The sequence below is a fragment of the Brenneria alni genome, from assembly GCF_003666245.1.
Classification (GTDB): Bacteria; Pseudomonadota; Gammaproteobacteria; order Enterobacterales; family Enterobacteriaceae; genus Brenneria; species Brenneria alni.
Genome location: NZ_MJLZ01000009.1, coordinates 27810 through 46464 on the forward strand (window position 1 = coordinate 27810; position 18655 = coordinate 46464).

Genomic DNA, 18655 nt, shown 5'->3' on the forward strand with positions numbered 1-18655 from the left:
CATGAGGAGAATATGTTATATTATAACGTGTTAATCTACTGGTGCAGGCGAATACCCCTGCTGATAGCAGGTTTTGCGGTTGGCAGTCAGCCTGTTTTTGCCCACCCGCATAGTTTTATTGATATGCAAACGACCATTGAAAGCCAGAACGAACAGATTACCGGTTTGCGGATGCAGTGGACTATGGATGCGATTACTTCAGCCGACCTGCTTTACGATGCTGGCAAGGCGGAAAAAGATTCCGAAATATGGAAAAAACTGGCGGCGGAAGTGATGGCAAATGTGCTGGGGCAACACTATTTCACCGATATTTACCGGGATAACCAGACTGTGAAATATGCGCCGATGCCGACCGAGTATCATCTCTCCCGTCAGGGCAATCAGGCTGTGCTGGAGTTTGTTTTGCCGCTGGCGAATCCACAGCCAATGGCAGGAAAACCCTTGCTGATTTCTACTTATGACCCCAGCTATTACGTTGATATGTCTTACGCGAATGATAACGCTATCAGGCTGGCTCCCTCGTTAGCCTCTCGTTGTAAAACAACGCTGGTGACGCCTGAACCTAACTCGGATTTACAGTCATATGCGCTGCTTCTGGATAAAAATGATTCGCCGGATGAAGATATGGAACTAGGGAAACAGTTTGCTCAACGAGTGACGTTGCGATGTCATTGAAGGTGAGTGCTATCCTGCGTCAAAAATCATCTTTCAGCCGATTGGCTGGTTTGTGGCCGTTATGGCTGTTTCTACTGCTGCTGGCCGTGGCATTACAACGGGTGATGGCCTATTGGCCGCAAATCCTGCTGCAAAGTGCGGTCTGGCAAAAGTCGTTGCACCAGCAGATGTCGCAATTGCTACAGATGGTAGAAGCCCAGCCGCATCAGGCGGGATTTAGCCTGCTGATATTCAGTCTGGTTTATGGCGTGCTTCATGCTGTTGGGCCGGGGCATGGCAAGGTGATTATTATGACCTATCTTGCAACCCATCCGTCAAAGCTAAAAAGCAGCCTTAAACTTACCTTTGCCGCAGCTCTGGTTCAGGGCTTGATGGCCGTGCTGCTGGTGACGGTGGTGTTGGGACTATTACAGCTTTCCAGCCGGACTTTGCATCACAGTAGTTTCTGGATGGAGCAGGGGAGCTTTATTCTGATCGCCGGTCTGGGGGCGGTACTCTGTTTTCGCGCCGTGAAGCGGTTGTATGTCAGTATTATCCGGCGGCCTAAACCCGTGGTCATTTTGCGTTTAACGCCGCTCGATCATGTGGGCGCCCGGCGAATAATCCCCTTTAACTCCGTTAATCGCGGGCATCATCAGCATGATGCCCACTGTGGATGCGGGCATCGTCATTTTGCCAGCGATAACGAACTCAATCGTGATAGCCATTGGCATACGCGGTTGATGATCGTTTTCGCTATGGGAATGCGACCCTGCTCTGGAGCGATATTGGTATTGCTGTTTTCTAAGGTGATTGGCGTATTTCTTTGGGGGATCGTCTCGGCAATCGTTATGGCGTTGGGGACAGCGTTAACCATCTCTATGCTGGCCATGCTGGTGTTTTATTGCCGCCGCTTGGCCGCTCGTTTAGGCGGAAACAGTACGCCTTCCGCCTGGCAGCCGGTGGCATGGTCTCTGTTGTCTTTGACCGGGGGGCTTATTCTGCTTGGAACCGGAATTGTGCTGTACCTGAGTACGCAACCGCCGATGATGGGGGGGATCCGTCCTTTTTCCGGCTAGCTGAAAAAAGGACGCCAGCAGATGTTGCCGCCAGCACCTGTATGACTAAATACCTGATTCAGTGACCAGACCATCAATAATGACCTGCGGAATACCTTGCGAGCACTTTTCGATACGTCCTTTGACGCCATAGACCGTCGCCAGGCTTTCCGGGCTTATCACCTCTGCCGGTGCGCCATCCGCTATCAGATTACCGTTTTGCAACATCAAGGCATGGTCGCCGTGACGTAGCGCGATATTGATGTCATGCACCACGACCACCGTGATGATGTTGCGTTTGCGGGTTTCCCTGCGCACCAGATCCATAACGTGAAACTGATAGTTCAAATCCAATGCGCTGAGTGGCTCATCCAGCAATAACAACGAAGGCTGACGAATTAATGACTGCGCCAGCCCGACCAACTGCTTTTGTCCGCCGGACAATTGATCAAGGTAACTCAATGCCAGATGTTCGATTCCTAATTGACGTAGCAGCGTCATTACTTCAGCCTGGCTGTCGGCGTTATGTAGCCCGCCTGATGCCCGTTGGGCGACAATAATCGATTCCAGCACATGCAGATGCACGCCAGCCGGCAACGATTGTGGCAGGTACACCACTTTTTCAGCCCGCCTGGCAAACGGCAGTTGCATCAGGTTACTGTCGTCCAGCCACACTTCCCCTGTAGAAGGATTCAGCCCGGCCATCGCCCGCAACAGTGTGGATTTACCGCTACCATTAGGACCCAGCAATACGGTGATTTTCCCGCGTGGTAGTAAGGGAACGGACAGATCGCGAATAACCTGACGTTTAGGGTAGCCGGTATTGAAATGAGAGATGCGCAATCCTGACGGTAACTGATGGCTCATACATTTCCCCTATGGCGCAGAATAATGCTCAGGAAGAAAGGAACGCCAATCAGCGAGGTGACGATCCCAACAGGAATAATAACGCCGGGGATCAGGTTTTTCGACGCCACCGAGGCCAGCGACAGCACCAGCGCGCCGATTAATGCGCTGGCGGGCAAATAGAAACGGTGATCTTCACCAAATATTATACGGGCAATGTGTGGCGCCACCAATCCGATAAAACCGATGGGGCCGACAAAGGCCACAGACACAGCAGACAGAATACTGATGCGTAACAAGGTTGCCAGCCGCAGACGCCGGACGTTAATGCCAAAACTAACGGCGCGATCTTCTCCCAACCTTAACGCGGTCAGTTTCCATGCGCTCATCAGCGATAGCGGCATCACGGCGATGAGGATAAACAGCAGAATAGCCAGCTTTTCCCACGATGCCCGCGCCAGACTGCCCATAGTCCAGAAAACCAGCCCTTGCAGCGTATCTTCGCTGGCAATGAACTGTAGCATGGATACCAGTGCGTTGAAGGTAAACACCAGCGCAATACCAAACAGCACCACACCGGATGTGGCAACCTGAGTCCAGCGGGTGATGCCGTCCAGCAACAGGGCGGCCGACAGCGCAAACAAAAATGCGTTAACGGAAATGAACCATTGCGCCGGAATGCCCGGAATACCGATACCCAGTACGATGGCGAGGGCGGCGCCAAAGGCGGCGGCTGATGACACGCCGAGCGTAAACGGACTGGCCAACGGGTTATTCAGGATAGTCTGCATCTCTGCACCGGCCAGGCCAAGTGCAAGTCCGACGATAATCGCCATCAGGGCATACGGAAGGCGGATTTCCCAAACGATCACCCGTGTGCCTACATCGGCGCTGGCGGGATTAGTCAAGGTCTGCCATAACACGTCCAGCGTCAGCCCCGAAGGGCCCATAGTAAAATCCAGCAGTAAAGAACCGAGGATCGCTACAACCAGCAGCGTGATGGCGGTTATCCGACGGCGAACAATGTGCCGATAGCGAAGCATTATGCTATTTTCGGAAACTTTGTTTCCTAAAGTGTGTTTTTCAGCCACGCCGGACGCGTTAGCAATCTTGGGATCTGGTGTTACGCTCATAAACGCTTACTCGGCTGATTTCCAGAAAAAGATGAAGTTGCTGTCGGGCAAGGTAATGAAATGACGCACGAAATAGCGGTAGTTATCATCTGTCGTATTTTTTTCGAATATTACCATTATCCTGAGATTGCTTGCCATTGAAGGGAAATGATTTTAATAACTATTATCATATAACCATGGCATTACTGTGTGGACGCTCGCAAGAGGCTGGAATAACTAAAGACACGTGACAGCACGTGTCTTGATAGACGGTAGCAATGTGTATTAGCGTTTTAATGCGTCGCTTAATTCGTCGCGGATGGTTGCCAGTATGGATTTTACAATACGTGGATTACCCGCAATCAGGTTACCTGAAGAAAGATAATTGTGGCCGCCGACGAAATCGGTCACGATACCGCCCGCTTCACGAACCAGCAGTTCACCGCCAGCAAAATCCCAGGGTTTCAGACCAATTTCAAAGAATCCGTCAACCCGGCCAGCGGCAACATAGGCCAGATCCAGCGCGGCGGAACCCGTGCGGCGGAAATCTGCACATTCGTTAAACAGCGCGGCGATAATGCTGATGTAACCTTTGGCGTGTTGTTTTGCCTTGAACGGGAAACCGGTCGCCAGTACCGTGCCGTCCAAATCGCGGGCATGGCTGCTGCGCAGACGATAACCATTCAACTGCGCGCCCTGACCACGAGTGGCGGTAAACAGCTCATTGCGCATGGGATCGTAAACAACGGCGACTTCGGTACGGCCTTTAATGCGGACTGCAATAGACACCGCGAAGTGCGGCAAACGTTTGATAAAGTTGGTGGTGCCATCCAGTGGATCGATAACCCATTGTACGTCTTGATCTTCACCGGTCTGCTCGCCGCATTCTTCACCAATGATGGTATGTTGCGGATAAGACTTACGGATGATTTCAATGATCAGACGCTCTGCATCCCGGTCAACGTTGGTGACAAAATCATTACTGCCTTTTTGACTGGCTTCTACGGCGTCAGGGGTTTCGTAATTTTTAGCAATTAAATTACCGCCTTTACGCGCAGCGCGTATAGCGATGTTGAGCATCGGATGCATGGTATCGTCCACAAGAATGTTAAAGAACAGAAAGCGGTGCGCATTATAGCAGGGGAAAAGGAAAATATCTAAGTTTGTGTTAGAATATCCCGATTTCCTCCTCGTATTACAGAGTCCGCATGTTACACAATATTCGCATTGTTCTGGTTGAAACGTCCCACACCGGCAATATGGGATCGGTTGCCAGGGCAATGAAAACTATGGGGTTAAGTAAACTTTATCTGGTTAACCCGCTGGTAAAGCCCGATTCGCAGGCGATAGCCCTATCCGCCGGAGCCAGTGATGTTATTGGCAATGCCACCCTGGTTGAGACGCTGGATCAAGCCCTCGAAGGGTGCAGCCTGGTGGTGGGAACCAGCGCGCGTTCACGCACGCTACCCTGGCCGATGCTGGAGCCGCGGGAGTGCGGGGTACGCAGCGCACAGGAAGCGGAACACGCGCCTGTCGCCCTGGTGTTTGGCCGGGAACGTGTTGGGCTAACCAATGATGAACTACAGAAGTGCCATTATCATGTAGCGATCCCCGCCAACCCGGCGTATAGCTCACTGAATCTGGCTATGGCCGTACAGATCCTGGCATATGAAGTTCGCGTCGCCCATTTGGATCGCTTGCAGGCCGGCAGGGAAGCGCACGACGAAACGCCTTACCCGCTGGTGGACGATCTGGAACGTTTTTATCAGCATCTTGAGCAGACATTACTGCAAACGGGTTTTATCCGGCAGGCACACCAAGGGCAGGTGATGAATAAGTTGCGCCGGCTGTTTACCCGGGCACGACCGGAGAGCCAGGAACTGAATATTTTGCGCGGCATATTGAGTTCGATTCAGAAAAATAACACGCAGTAATACTTGAGTGGTTTACTGGGTTAAATAGTTGACTAAAACACTCGGGAATGTCAGACTCGGACTACATTTCGCCAATACATGTTTCAATAATACATGTTTTATCTACAGGTACCACAATCATGAGACTGACATCTAAAGGCCGCTATGCCGTTACCGCCATGCTCGATGTGGCTCTGCATTCCAAAGAAGGCCCGGTTCCGCTGGCTGATATCTCGGAGCGTCAGGGTATTTCGCTGTCTTATCTGGAACAGCTCTTTTCGCGCTTGCGTAAAAACGGGCTGGTTGCCAGCGTGCGTGGCCCAGGCGGCGGTTATCTGCTGGGTAAACACGCCAATGAAATTGCCGTGGGCGCAGTGATTTCTGCCGTAGACGAATCTGTTGATGCGACGCGCTGCCAGGGGCGTGAAAGCTGTCAGGGCGGCGAGCGTTGTCTGACGCATACTCTGTGGCGCGATCTGAGCGACCGGATCACCGACTTTCTGAACAATATTACTCTGGATGAGTTGGTTAACAATAAAGAAGTGCTGGACGTTGCCGATCGTCAGGAAGCCGATACGCGTCGTACCGCCAACGGTCGTATACAAGACAAGATTAACGTTAATTTGCGCGCCTGAAAAATTTCCGGGATAGATGTTTAACGCTGCTTGCGGCGGCCCGAAGAGATGCGGGCAGGATAGTCCGCCATATAATAAGACGCTTTGCACATTTTGAAGTGATGCATGGAGTTTATGAGCAATGAAGTTACCGATTTATCTGGATTATTCCGCCACCACGCCGGTTGATCCGCGTGTGGCTGAGAAAATGATGCAGTTTTTAACCCTGGACGGTACTTTCGGCAACCCGGCTTCCCGCTCCCACCGTTTTGGTTGGCAGGCGGAAGAAGCCGTCGATATCGCCCGTAATCAAATTGCGGAATTAGTGGGTGCAGATCCCCGTGAGATTGTGTTTACCTCTGGTGCGACGGAAGCGGACAACCTGGCGATAAAAGGCGCCGCTAACTTCTATCAGAAGAAAGGCAAACACATCATTACCAGCAAAACAGAGCATAAAGCCGTGCTGGATACCTGCCGCCAGTTAGAGCGTGAAGGGTTTGACGTCACGTATCTGACGCCGCAGCGTAACGGCATTATCGATCTGAAAACGCTGGAATCCGCCATGCGTGATGACACCCTTCTGGTTTCCATCATGCACGTGAACAATGAAATCGGCGTAGTGCAGGATATTGCGACAATCGGTGAAATGTGCCGCAGTCGCGGTATTTTGTTCCATGTTGACGCCACCCAGAGCGTGGGCAAACTGCCTATCGATCTGAGCCAGTTAAAAGTGGATCTGATGTCTTTCTCCGGCCATAAGATTTATGGGCCGAAAGGCATCGGTGCACTGTATGTTCGTCGTAAGCCCCGTATTCGTATCGAAGCGCAGATGCACGGTGGCGGTCATGAACGCGGTATGCGTTCCGGTACTTTACCCGTACACCAAATCGTGGGTATGGGCGAGGCGTATCGTATCGCCAGAGAGGAAATGGTCGCTGAGGTGGCTCGCCTGCGTGCGCTGCGTGACCGTCTGTGGAACGGTATTAAAGATATCGAAGAAGTCTATCTGAATGGCGAGCTTGAACAGGGCGCGCCTAACATCCTGAACGTCAGCTTCAACTATGTTGAAGGCGAATCGCTGATTATGGCGCTGAAGGATCTGGCCGTTTCGTCCGGTTCCGCCTGTACGTCAGCCAGCCTGGAACCCTCGTATGTATTACGTGCGCTGGGCATGAACGATGAGCTGGCGCATAGTTCGATCCGCTTCTCGCTGGGGCGTTTTACCACCGAAGAAGAAATCGACTACACCATTGATCTGGTGCGTAAATCTATTGGTCGCCTGCGCGAACTTTCTCCCTTGTGGGATATGTTTAAACAAGGCGTAGATATCAGCAGCATCGAATGGGCGCATCATTAATTTTCAGGATAAGGGACGACGATTATGGCTTACAGCGAAAAAGTAATTGATCACTACGAAAATCCACGCAATGTAGGATCGTTTGATAATACGGATCCGAACATCGGTAGCGGCATGGTGGGGGCGCCAGCCTGTGGCGATGTCATGAAGTTGCAGATCAAAGTCAATGATGAGGGCATCATCGAAGATGCCCGCTTTAAGACTTATGGTTGTGGTTCAGCCATTGCCTCCAGCTCACTGGTCACTGAGTGGGTAAAAGGTAAATCGCTTAACGAGGCGGAAGCGATTAAAAACACCCAGATTGCTGAAGAGCTTGAGCTGCCGCCGGTAAAAATCCACTGCTCAATCCTGGCGGAAGATGCTATCAAGGCCGCGATTGCCGACTATAAAAGTAAACGTGAAGCCAAATAAATTGCCGAGGTTGTCATATGTCAATTTCTTTGAGCGACAGTGCTGCGCAACGCGTAAATGCGTTTCTGGCGAACCGGGGAAAAGGCCTCGGCCTGCGTCTTGGCGTGCGGACATCCGGTTGTTCCGGTATGGCGTATGTGCTGGAATTTGTTGATGACGTGAACGCTGATGACGTGGTATTCGAAGACAAAGGCGTCAAGGTCATTATCGATGGTAAAAGCCTGTTCTACCTTGACGGCACCGAACTGGATTTCGTCAAGGAAGGGCTGAACGAAGGCTTTAAATTCAATAACCCGAATGTTTCAAGCGAGTGCGGTTGCGGCGAGAGTTTTAACGTCTGACCGCTCATAGGTTATTGATCACTCCCTGTTTCTTCCGGCGGGCTGCCGGAAGAAACAGCGGCAAATGAAAGCAATTACCCACAACCCTCAGAGCGCGCTATGGATTACTTTACGTTGTTCGGGCTGCCGATTCGCTATGATGTGGATGGCGGTCTGCTGGTTTCCCGTTTTCAGGAACTGCAACGGCAGTTTCACCCCGATCGTTTTGCAGCTAGCCCGGAAAGGGATCGTATGCTGGCATTGCAGCAGGCAGCAACGATCAATAATGCCTACCAGGCGTTGAAACATCCGCTGAAACGTGCGGAGTATATGCTATCTTTGCACGGTTTCGATTTACGTAACGAGCAACATACATTACACGACACCGTTTTTCTGATTGAACAGCTTGAATTACGTGAGGAGTTGGAGACCATTGCATGTCGTTCCGATGCTGAAGCGGCGCTGGCTGAATTTGCCGGGCGGTTGCAGTCCTTGCTGGATAACCGCAGTGAGCAAATGCGCCGCGAGTTGGATAGCGAAGCGTGGGCTGCTGCTGCTGATACCGTGCGTAAACTGGGTTTTTTAGACAAACTCCAGCAGCAGGTTGAACAATTCGAAGAACAATTGCTGGACAGATAACCTGTTAATCCGCTTGGGAAAGATGTGCTATTAACGCACCGCGCATAAATTTTCCCGACAGCCAATTGATGGAAGCTCAATATGGCCTTATTACAAATTAGCGAACCGGGCCTCAGTGCGGCACCGCACCAGCGGCGTCTCGCTGTGGGCATCGATTTAGGCACCACACATTCTCTGGTGGCCACCGTGCGTAGCGGTGAGACGCAAACCCTGACCGACAACCAAGGCCGCGATCTGCTGCCATCCGTTGTCCACTATCATGCCGCAGGGCATGAGGTAGGCTGGGAAGCCCGTGAAAAAGCGGCCAGCGATCCTGTCAATACCATCAGTTCGGTAAAACGGATGATGGGGCGCTCGCTGTCTGATGTTCAGCAGCGCTATCCTCATTTACCCTATCAATATCACGCCAGCGATAACGGTTTACCGTTAATTCAAACGCCGGCTGGGGCTATGAATCCGGTTCAGGTCTCGGCGGATATTCTGTCTGCTCTGGCGCAGCGGGCGCAGGAAGCGTTGGGCGGCTCGCCGGATGGCGTGGTGATCACCGTCCCGGCCTATTTTGATGATGCCCAGCGTCAAGGCACCAAAGATGCTGCACGTTTAGCCGGGTTGCATGTGCTGCGTTTGCTTAATGAGCCAACGGCGGCGGCTATCGCCTACGGACTGGATTCCGGTAAAGAAGGCGTGATTGCCGTTTACGATCTGGGCGGCGGCACCTTTGATATTTCTATTTTGCGTCTGAGTCGCGGCGTATTCGAAGTGCTGGCTACCGGCGGTGATTCGGCGCTGGGGGGGGATGATTTCGACAATCTGCTGGTGGAGTGGCTGCGTGAGCAGGCCGGTATCACCGTGCGTGACGATCACCATTTGCAATATGCCTTACGGGAAGCGGCGATACAGGCCAAGATTGCACTAAGCTCGGCGGAATCAGCTCATGTTGATATTGCGGAGTGGCAAGGTGACATCACCCGAAGCCAATTCAATATGCTGATTGCCTCACTGGTCAAACGCACGCTGCTTTCGTGTCGTCGTACCTTGAAAGATGCCGGTATCACGCCGTATGAGGTGCAGGAAGTGGTGATGGTCGGCGGTTCCACCCGTGTGCCGCTGGTGCGCGAACAGGTCGGTGAATTCTTTGGTCGAACGCCGCTGACCTCCATTGATCCCGATAAAGTGGTGGCGGTTGGTGCGGCGATTCAGGCTGATATTCTGGTCGGTAATAAACCGGACAGTGAAATGTTGCTGCTGGATGTCATTCCGCTGTCGCTGGGGCTGGAAACTCTGGGCGGGCTGGTGGAGAAAATCATACCGCGTAACACGACCATTCCGGTTGCCCGAGCGCAGGACTTCACCACATTTAAGGATGGTCAGAGCGGGATGATGATCCACGTTTTGCAAGGGGAGCGGGAACTGGTGCAGGATTGCCGCTCGCTTGGCCGCTTCACGTTGCGTGGACTGCCGTCATTACTCGCCGGCGGCGCACATATTCGTGTCACCTTTCAGGTAGATGCTGACGGCTTGTTGAGCGTGACGGCTATGGAAAAATCAACCGGCGTGGAAGCTTCTATTCAGGTCAAACCGTCTTACGGGCTGAATGATACGGAAATCGCCGCCATGATTCAGGATTCCATGCTGAATGCGCAGCAGGACGTAAGCGCCCGAATGTTGGCCGAGCAAAGAGTTGAGGCGTCCAGGGTGCTGGAAAGCCTGCAAAGCGCGCTGGCATCTGATGCTGATCTGCTGACCGATGATGAAAAAGCCGCCATCGCCACGGCGTCTGAACAGGTGCGGCAGGTTATGTCAGGAACGGATGCGCCAGCGATTGAAGCGGCAATTAAAATATTAGATCAACAAACCCAGGGGTTTGCGGCCCGTCGGATGGATGCTTCTATTCGTCGTGCGTTGGCGGGCCATTCTGTGGACGAGGTGTAAACATGCCTAAGATTGTATTTCTGCCTCATCAGGATTTGTGCCCCGAAGGGGTAGTTTTGGAAGCAGAACGTGGGGAATCTATTTTGGATGCAGCCTTGCGTAACGGGATTGAAGTTGAACACGCCTGTGAGAAATCCTGCGCTTGCACTACCTGTCATTGTATTGTTCGTGAGGGATTTGATTCTTTGGCGGAAAGCACAGAAGACGAAGATGACATGCTGGACAAGGCCTGGGGTCTTGAGCCTGAAAGCCGGTTAGGCTGTCAGGCGCGTGTAGCGGGTGAAGATTTGGTGGTTGAAATCCCGCGCTACACGATTAATCATGCTCGTGAACATTGACAGACAGGAGTGGCTATGGGATTGAAATGGACGGACAGCCGCGCAATTGGCGAGGCGCTTTATGACCAATTTCCTGATGTCGATCCGAAAACCGTACGTTTTACGGATATGCACCAATGGATCTGCGAGCTGGAAGCGTTTGATGACCTTCCTGACGCATCCAGTGAAAAAACTCTGGAAGCGATCTTACTGGTTTGGTTAGATGAAGCGGAATAATTGACATCACGGGCTGCCTGACGGCGGCCCGCTTTATTTTTTGCGCCATGAGCGCACAGGCAGTCTAAAGAACAATCCGGAGCAGAATTATGACAAGCGAAGCTATGCTGATTTCACTCTCTAATCAACCCGCAGATGCGCGCTGGGGCGAGAACGCGCTGCTAAGTGCGAACGAACAGGGTTTCACCATCCATCTGAATGGAAAGTTTCCGTTGGCGATTATCCAACGTGCTGCCCGCAAACTGGATGGACAAGGAATCAGGCACGTTAAGCTGGCGGGTGAAGGCTGGGATCTGGAAAGCAACTGGACATTCTGGCAGGGGTTCCGTGGGCCAAAAGGGCAACGGAAGGTTGAATGGTCTGAACTTAAGCAGGCCGATAAAAAAGAACTGGATGATCGCCTTAAAATAGTTGACTGGGTACGCGATACCATCAACCTTCCGGCTGAAGAGCTGGGGCCGGAACAACTGGCAACCCGCGCAATCGATCTGTTGAACGATGTTGCCTGCGAAGCCATCAGCTATCGCATTACCAAAGGTGACGATCTGCGTGAGCAGAACTATGCCGGTATTCATACCGTAGGCCGGGGGTCCGTTCGTTCTCCGGTATTGCTGGCGCTGGATTACAACCCGACGGGTAACCCGGACGCCCCGGTGTTTGCCTGTCTGGTCGGTAAAGGCATTACTTTTGATACCGGCGGCTACAGCCTGAAACCCAGTAGCTTTATGGATTCCATGAAGTCGGATATGGGGGGAGCGGCCACGGTGACGGGGGCGCTGGCGCTGGCGGCGGCCCGCGGGCTGAAACAGCGGGTGAAAATGTATCTGTGCTGTGCAGACAACATGGTCAGCGGCAATGCGTTCAAGCTGGGCGATATTATCCGTTACCGCAATGGCAAAAGTGTTGAAGTGATGAATACCGATGCGGAAGGGCGTCTGGTACTGGCCGATGGTTTGATTGATGCTTCAGAGCAGAATCCGCAATGGATCATCGATTGTGCGACATTAACTGGCGCGGCAAAAACGGCGCTGGGTAATGATTATCATGCCTTGTTCAGCTTTGATGATGAACTGGCGGCGGCTTTACAGCAAAGCGCCCGGCAGGAGGGGGAAGCGTTCTGGCGTTTGCCGTTGGAAGAGTTCCACCGCAGCCATTTGCCTTCCAGCTTTGCGGATTTAAATAATGTTGCCGGCGCCGCACATAGTGCGGGCGCCAGCACGGCAGCCGCGTTTTTGTCTCATTTTGTGAAGCGCTATCAGCAAGGCTGGCTGCACATCGACTGCTCGGCAACCTATCGTAAAGGGCCGGTAGAACAATGGGCTACGGGGGCTACCGGGCTGGGTGTGCGAACACTGGCGAATTTACTGCTCAGTAAGACTGTGTAAATTTCGCCATATCTGGGGTGATTTGTCCCGACAGGTAATGCGTAGGTCACGCGCCCGGTTTTCGGGCGCATCATTGGTTGAGGATATTTATGGATTTTTCTCCGCAAAACAAACTGGAAGAGATCTTGGTGTTGGCGTCCACCGAACCGGCGCATCGGCCTGAATTTTTCAGCGAACTGCTGGAGGCAACGGTTTTTGTGTTAGGCAGCAGCGACGACAGCGACGACAGCGACGACAGCGACGCACCGGGGGAGAATATCCTGCATGAAGGCAGTCATGTCCAGATTCAGCATTGGGAAAAAGCTGATGGCTCTTCAGCCATTCCTTTTTTCTCTTCGCTGGAAGCATTACAGATGGCGGTCACTGAAGAGCAGTCATTTTTAGCGCTACCCGCACGTTCACTGTTTGAGATGACGCGGGGCGCCACGTTGTTTCTCAATCCCAAATTAGCCTATGGTAAAGAGTTTCTTGCGCAGGAAGTGGAACATATGCTTTCTGGTGAAGGTAACGGACTTGTTCAGCAGCGGATCATCGAAGAAGAGATGCAGGTTTTAATTGGTCAGCCCGCAGAAATGCCGGTGCAGATGATTGACTCGCTGACGCAATTGTTTACCAAATACCGGCATGTCCGCCGTGCGTTTTTGGCGCAGATCCATGAACCGGATGAGAAAGATCCGCATCTGTTGATCGGCATAGAAGCGGATAATGATGTGGAAGAAATCATCCGGGCGGCAGGAAGCGTTGCCAGCGATACCTTACCCGACGAACGACCTGTCGATTTGTGTCTGGTGAAGGAAGGTGAACCGGGCATCAGTCACTATTTGACGAAACATACTACGCCGTTTTATGAGCGTAAATGGGGCAGCTTCCTGCGGGATTTCAAAAACACCGGTCGTGCCTGACACCCATAACAGTCAGGCTGGTAATCCACTGTTTTTTTGCCTGATTTTTGTTATTAATCCAGCGTGATGGGAACATCGTCCCGGCTGCCCCAGTCACTCCATGAACCATCATATAGCGTGACATGATGGACATTTAGCAACGTCAGCGCCAGAACCACCACGGCAGCGGTCACGCCGGAGCCGCAACTGGCAACGACGGGCTGGCTGAAGTCCACGCCGTGCTTGTGCAGAATGGTTGCCAACTCGGCGTTTGGCTTCAACGCGCCGTTGGCGACCAGTTCGGCCCAGGGAACGTTAAGGCTACCGGGAATGTGGCCGCGGTGCAGACCGGGGCGAGGTTCATCCACTTCCCCGTTAAAACGGGCGGCAGGTCGGGCATCAACAATTTGTGCTGATTTATTATTGATAATAGCCAGTATGTCGTCACGCTGGCGAATGGCGGAAGTATCGATGCGGGCGTTGAACGACTGCGGTTCACGTGCAATATTTCCCTGCTCCAGCGGCAGATTATGGCGCTTCCAGCTGGCAAGTCCACCGCTCAGAATCGAAATCCGCTCAACCCCGAAGGTACGCAGCATCCACCAGGCGCGGGGAGCGGAGAATAGGTTGCCTTCGTCATAAATGACAATATGCTGCCGATCGTTGATGCCGAGCTTGCCCATTGCGAGGGAAAAATCGTGGCTGCCGGGCAGCATATGAGGCAGATCGGAGCGGTGATCGGATAAGGCTTCAATATCAAAAAATACCGCACCGGGCAAATGCCCGGCCCGGTATTCGGCGTGGATATCGCGGGTGGTTTCACCCGGCGGTAACATGCGGGCGTCAATGAGTGTGATCTTGCTATCGTTAAGATGCCCGGCAAGCCAGGTGGCGGAAACAAACAATTCAGAAGACGATACTGGCATAGAACCCCCACGCTGAAGCTGATGGATTCAGCCCCGATGTGAAATGATGAAACCATTGTCAGTGATTTTTATTGTCCCGACAAGCCTGGGTATAGACAGGCTTTATTGTAGCGGGGCATGGTCTTTTTTTTTAATAAAATGTTATGTCTCTGGTAGGCAAGCGGCTCAGGCCACCCTATAATCTGCGCCACTTCACTGGCCGGAACGATACCTGTCATCTTGAAATCTATCGGGTATATCATTATCCCATCCGGCTGCTATCAGACAGTTATTGAAAGAGGTCAATATGACGGTAGAACGTACCTTTTCCATCGTAAAACCCAATGCGGTGGCGAAGAATGCCATTGGCGCCATTTATGCGCGTTTTGAAAGCGCGGGTTTTAAAATTGTTGCAGCCAAAATGCTGCATTTGACTCGTGAACAAGCTGAAGGTTTTTATGCCGAACATCAGGGCAAACCGTTTTTTGACGGACTGGTCGCATTCATGATCTCCGGCCCAATCATGGTACAGGTGCTGGAAGGGGAAAATGCCGTTCAGCGTAACCGTGACATTATGGGGGCGACCAATCCGGCGAACGCCCTGGCCGGTACGCTGCGTGCTGATTATGCCGACAGCTTCACGGAGAACGCGGTACACGGTTCTGATTCCATTGAATCCGCACAACGCGAAATTGCCTATTTCTTCAGCGCCGATGAAATTTGCCCGCGTAACCGCTAATTCCGTACGGTGTGAATCGGCTAGCATCGAACCAATACCGCAATGTGCCGGGTTACAAGCCAGCATATAAAAATGCGGCGACAGTAGCTTACCTGCATTAAACTTTGTACAATGCCGCGCCCTGAATGTGTGTGCGCTTATTCAGGGCATTTTCTATATATCATCTTTCTTTCGAGCCATAACGTGTAATAACGAGGCCAAGAGTTCCTATGTCTGAGCAAACTGTGTCCGAATTTTCCCCGACGTCCGCCGAGATCTCTCAAGCCGCCAAATCCGGAGCGGAAAAGATTAACCTGTTGGATCTTAACCGTCAGCAAATGCGCGAGTTTTTCGCGTCATTGGGGGAGAAACCCTTCCGTGCCGATCAGGTGATGAAGTGGATCTATCACTATTGCTGTGATGATTTCACTCAGATGACCGATATTAACAAAGTCTTTCGTAGCAAATTACAAGAGGTTGCCGAGATTCGTGCGCCGGAAGTGGTGGATGAACAGCGCTCTTCCGATGGCACCATCAAGTGGGCGATTCTGGTTGGCGGCCAGCGAGTGGAAACGGTATATATACCGGAAGAAGACCGTGCGACGCTGTGTGTGTCTTCGCAGGTTGGTTGTGCGCTGGAATGCAAATTCTGCTCCACCGCGCAGCAGGGTTTTAACCGCAACCTGCGCGTTTCTGAAATTATCGGTCAGGTGTGGCGTGCGGCGAAAATTATCGGCGCGTTTAAAGTCACCGGTCAGCGCCCGATTACTAACGTGGTCATGATGGGAATGGGTGAACCCTTGCTCAACTTGACTAATGTGGTCCCCGCAATGGAAATCATGCTGGATGATTTTGGCTTCGGTTTATCAAAACGGCGTGTCACTCTGTCGACGTCCGGCGTGGTGCCTGCGCTGGATAAGTTAGGCGATATGATCGACGTTGCCCTGGCGATCTCCCTGCATGCGCCAAACGATGAAATTCGTAACGAAATTATGCCGCTGAATAAGAAATATAACATCGAAACCTTTCTGGGCGCGGTGCGGCGTTATCTGGATAAATCCAATGCCAATCAGGGGCGTGTAACGGTGGAATACGTGATGCTGGATCATATTAATGATGGTACGGAGCACGCTCATCAATTGGCTGAATGCCTGAAAGACACGCCATGTAAGATTAACCTGATTCCATGGAATCCCTTCCCCGGCGCGCCCTATGGGCGTAGTTCGAATAGCCGTGTCGATCGTTTTTCCAAAGTGCTTATGGAATATGGCTTTACCACCATTGTGCGCAAAACCCGCGGTGACGATATTGATGCCGCTTGCGGTCAGCTTGCGGGTGAAGTCGTGGACAGAACCAAGCGTACGCTGAAGAAAAAGATGGCAGGTGAACCTATCATGGTTAAAACGGTCTGATACCTGATTGTCTTGGTTACCTATGAAGGTGATAATACTTTTACCGTGTTAATCATACGATAGCGGTGACGCAATATGGATTTAAGATGACATACCGTTGATATGACAGGGATATGACAGGCCGGGACGGCAATAGAAGGGCGTCAGGAATGATACAACAGTTAAGACAGGGAAAGCGCTGGTTGCCGGTAGTCATGATTGTTCTGTTGGCAGGATGCAGTCATCCAGCTCGTGAAGGGGTAAACCCGGCGGTGGCGCAAACCCGTTTGCAATTGGGGCTGGAGTATCTGGCCCGCAATAACCTGGATGCCGCTCGCCAGAATCTTGAAAAGGCGTTGGAAGCCGCGCCGCAAGACTATCGTACCCAATTAGGTATGGCGCTTTATGAGCAGCGGATAGGTGAAAATCAGGCCGCAGAACGGCGTTATCAATTAGCATTGCGGCAGGCGCCGGAAAACGGCAGCGTAATGAATAATTACGGTGCGTTTCTGTGTGGTTTAGGGCAGTATGTAGCGGCGCAAAGGCAGTTTAACGCGGCTGTTCAACTCCCTGATTACCGTCAGGTTGCCGATGCGTTGGAAAATGCAGGATATTGTTTTTTCAAAGCAGGCCAGAATGATAATGCGCGCAGCGTATTAAGTCGGGCATTGAAGTATGATCCCGTGAAAGGGGACATGCTTCTGGCAGAGGCGGATAAACAGTTTTCTGCCGGAAAACACGAGCAGGCTCAATTGCTCCTGGATGTTTATCAGCATATTCTTCCGGTCAGCGCCGAAAGTTTATGGTTACAGATTCGTTTCGCCGTGCTGGCGGGCCGTGATGGCGATATTGACCGTTATGGCAAGTTGCTGGCGCAAAGTTTTCCACAATCTAAACAGTACCAGCAGTTCTTAGCTAATGAATACTGAAGCCACTCAAAATAATACAGAATCAACCATTCCCGGCGAACGTTTGCGCCAGGCGCGTGAGCGTCTGGGGTTGACTCAGCAGATCGTTGCTGAACGTTTATGCCTTAAGCTTTCCACTGTTCGTGAGATTGAAGAAGGCAATACGCCAACCGATTTGGCGCCCACTTTTTTACGCGGTTATATCCGCTCTTATGCAAAGTTTGTTCACTTGCCTGAGGATGAGCTGTTACCCATGCTGGATAAGCATGTGGCTCCCAGAGCATCCAACGTTGCTCCCATGCAAAGTTTTTCCTTAGGGAAAAGCCGCAAGAAGCGGGATGGCTGGTTAATGACCTTCACCTGGCTGGTGGTGGTGGTGGTCTTGGGGTTAACCGGAGCATGGTGGTGGCAGAATCATCAGGCGCAGCAGCAGGAAATTAACACCTTGGTCGACCATGCCAGTTCGATGCAGGGGCAGAATGAAGGTCAGTCTGTGCCGTTGGTGGATAATAATATTGAGCAGAAGGATCCGGCTGCTTCAACTGCTCCGCCGTCCTCACCGACAGATGTACCGATAAATATGGCCGATTCCTCGTTTGAAAACGGCGCGCCTCCCTCTTCTCCTTCTGATGAGCAGTCGGCGACTACGCCATCCACCTCCTCTGCGCCAACCGCGCAACCACAACCGCCAGCCGCGGATGACGCCCCCTTACTGAACCAGAGCGCACTGACGCCAGGGGTGACGGCGTCAGCGGCTAACACACCGGCTGCCAATGTGCTGGTAATGAACTTTAACGCCGACTGCTGGCTGGAGGTGACGGACGCCAGCGGAAAAAAACTGTTCAGCGGTATACAACGTAATGGCGGGGCGCTGAATCTGAGCGGTCAGGCGCCCTATAGGCTGAAAATCGGCGCGCCTGCTGCGGTACAGATCCAATTTCAAGGTAAGCCGGTCGACTTGAGCCAGTTTGTGAGAAGCAATCAGGTTGCGCGTCTGACGTTGGCGGCGGAATAACGCAATATTTACCCGTGATGCTGTAATTTTGGAGAAGATGTA

21 protein-coding genes are annotated in these 18655 nt (G+C 52.2%); 17 read left to right on the forward strand and 4 right to left on the reverse strand.

The window, feature by feature from the left end; translation table 11 throughout:
* Nucleotides 1–12: 12 nt before the first annotated feature.
* Both BIY29_RS06060 and BIY29_RS06065 read left to right on the forward strand, forming a co-directional pair.
* Nucleotides 13–675, forward strand: coding sequence for a DUF1007 family protein (locus tag BIY29_RS06060; protein WP_121574258.1), 663 nt, complete (start codon nt 13–15; stop codon nt 673–675).
* Entirely contained in the window at nt 666–1733 is a 1068-nt protein-coding gene (locus tag BIY29_RS06065; protein WP_121574259.1) for a nickel/cobalt transporter, read from the forward strand. The genes BIY29_RS06060 and BIY29_RS06065 overlap by 10 nt, the downstream gene beginning before the upstream one ends.
* 45 nt (nt 1734–1778) lie before the next feature.
* Here the strand turns inward: BIY29_RS06065 and BIY29_RS06070 are convergent, their stop codons facing one another.
* From BIY29_RS06070 to suhB, 3 genes are all read right to left on the reverse strand, one after another.
* Nucleotides 1779–2579, reverse strand: coding sequence for an ABC transporter ATP-binding protein (locus BIY29_RS06070; protein ID WP_121574260.1), 801 nt, complete (start codon nt 2577–2579; stop codon nt 1779–1781).
* Nucleotides 2576–3691 (reverse strand): FecCD family ABC transporter permease, encoded by a 1116-nt coding sequence (locus BIY29_RS06075; protein ID WP_121574261.1) that lies wholly within the window; start codon nt 3689–3691, stop codon nt 2576–2578. Before BIY29_RS06075 ends, BIY29_RS06070 begins: the two co-directional genes overlap by 4 nt.
* Before the next feature lie 264 nt (nt 3692–3955).
* On the reverse strand, nt 3956–4759 hold the full coding sequence (suhB, locus tag BIY29_RS06080; RefSeq protein WP_121574262.1) for an inositol-1-monophosphatase: 804 nt from the start codon (nt 4757–4759) through the stop codon (nt 3956–3958).
* 119 nt (nt 4760–4878) lie between these two features.
* Between suhB and trmJ the strand changes: the two genes are divergently transcribed.
* The 11 genes from trmJ (at nt 4879) to sseB (ending at nt 13697) form a co-directional block, all read left to right on the forward strand.
* A complete protein-coding gene (trmJ, locus tag BIY29_RS06085; RefSeq protein WP_121574263.1) occupies nt 4879–5604 on the forward strand; it encodes a tRNA (cytosine(32)/uridine(32)-2'-O)-methyltransferase TrmJ in 726 nt (241 codons plus the stop codon).
* Between the two features lie 119 nt (nt 5605–5723).
* Complete coding sequence (iscR, locus tag BIY29_RS06090) at nt 5724–6218, forward strand: Fe-S cluster assembly transcriptional regulator IscR (RefSeq protein WP_121574264.1); 495 nt, start codon at nt 5724–5726, stop codon at nt 6216–6218.
* A gap of 121 nt (nt 6219–6339) precedes the next feature.
* Nucleotides 6340–7554, forward strand: coding sequence for an IscS subfamily cysteine desulfurase (locus tag BIY29_RS06095; RefSeq protein WP_121574265.1), 1215 nt, complete (start codon nt 6340–6342; stop codon nt 7552–7554).
* Nucleotides 7555–7578: 24 nt separating this feature from the next.
* Nucleotides 7579–7965 carry a Fe-S cluster assembly scaffold IscU gene (gene iscU / locus BIY29_RS06100; protein WP_121574266.1) on the forward strand — a complete coding sequence of 129 codons (387 nt, stop codon included), beginning with the start codon at nt 7579–7581 and terminating at the stop codon, nt 7963–7965.
* 17 nt (nt 7966–7982) lie between these two features.
* Entirely contained in the window at nt 7983–8306 is a 324-nt protein-coding gene (gene iscA / locus BIY29_RS06105) for an iron-sulfur cluster assembly protein IscA (RefSeq protein WP_121574267.1), read from the forward strand.
* 99 nt (nt 8307–8405) lie between these two features.
* Nucleotides 8406–8924: a co-chaperone HscB gene (gene hscB / locus BIY29_RS06110; RefSeq protein WP_121574268.1), complete on the forward strand. Its 519-nt coding sequence runs from the start codon at nt 8406–8408 to the stop codon at nt 8922–8924.
* A gap of 81 nt (nt 8925–9005) precedes the next feature.
* Nucleotides 9006–10856 (forward strand): Fe-S protein assembly chaperone HscA, encoded by a 1851-nt coding sequence (gene hscA / locus BIY29_RS06115; protein WP_121574269.1) that lies wholly within the window; start codon nt 9006–9008, stop codon nt 10854–10856.
* Between the two features lie 2 nt (nt 10857–10858).
* Nucleotides 10859–11194 carry an ISC system 2Fe-2S type ferredoxin gene (gene fdx, locus BIY29_RS06120; RefSeq protein ID WP_121574270.1) on the forward strand — a complete coding sequence of 112 codons (336 nt, stop codon included), beginning with the start codon at nt 10859–10861 and terminating at the stop codon, nt 11192–11194.
* Between the two features lie 15 nt (nt 11195–11209).
* Nucleotides 11210–11410: a Fe-S cluster assembly protein IscX gene (gene iscX / locus BIY29_RS06125; RefSeq protein ID WP_121574271.1), complete on the forward strand. Its 201-nt coding sequence runs from the start codon at nt 11210–11212 to the stop codon at nt 11408–11410.
* An 89-nt stretch (nt 11411–11499) separates the two neighbouring features.
* Nucleotides 11500–12795, forward strand: coding sequence for an aminopeptidase PepB (pepB, locus tag BIY29_RS06130; RefSeq protein ID WP_121574272.1), 1296 nt, complete (start codon nt 11500–11502; stop codon nt 12793–12795).
* Nucleotides 12796–12884: 89 nt separating this feature from the next.
* Nucleotides 12885–13697, forward strand: coding sequence for an enhanced serine sensitivity protein SseB (gene sseB / locus BIY29_RS06135; protein WP_121574273.1), 813 nt, complete (start codon nt 12885–12887; stop codon nt 13695–13697).
* Between the two features lie 53 nt (nt 13698–13750).
* Here sseB and sseA read toward each other — a convergent pair whose 3' ends face one another.
* The gene (gene sseA / locus BIY29_RS06140; RefSeq protein WP_121574274.1) at nt 13751–14602 is read right to left on the reverse strand and encodes a 3-mercaptopyruvate sulfurtransferase; all 852 of its coding nucleotides are present in this window, start codon (nt 14600–14602) and stop codon (nt 13751–13753) included.
* 286 nt (nt 14603–14888) lie between these two features.
* On the opposite strand from sseA, the gene ndk reads away from it, so the two are divergent.
* The 4 genes from ndk to rodZ all read left to right on the forward strand — a co-directional run bounded on the left by ndk (nt 14889) and on the right by rodZ (nt 18613).
* Nucleotides 14889–15320, forward strand: a complete 432-nt coding sequence (gene ndk / locus BIY29_RS06145) for a nucleoside-diphosphate kinase (protein WP_121574275.1) — start codon at nt 14889–14891, stop codon at nt 15318–15320.
* Nucleotides 15321–15529: 209 nt separating this feature from the next.
* The gene (rlmN, locus tag BIY29_RS06150) at nt 15530–16711 is read left to right on the forward strand and encodes a dual-specificity RNA methyltransferase RlmN (RefSeq protein WP_121574276.1); all 1182 of its coding nucleotides are present in this window, start codon (nt 15530–15532) and stop codon (nt 16709–16711) included.
* A gap of 149 nt (nt 16712–16860) precedes the next feature.
* On the forward strand, nt 16861–17619 hold the full coding sequence (gene pilW, locus BIY29_RS06155) for a type IV pilus biogenesis/stability protein PilW (RefSeq protein ID WP_121574277.1): 759 nt from the start codon (nt 16861–16863) through the stop codon (nt 17617–17619).
* On the forward strand, nt 17609–18613 hold the full coding sequence (gene rodZ, locus BIY29_RS06160) for a cytoskeleton protein RodZ (RefSeq protein WP_121574278.1): 1005 nt from the start codon (nt 17609–17611) through the stop codon (nt 18611–18613). Before pilW ends, rodZ begins: the two co-directional genes overlap by 11 nt.
* Nucleotides 18614–18655: the final 42 nt, after the last annotated feature.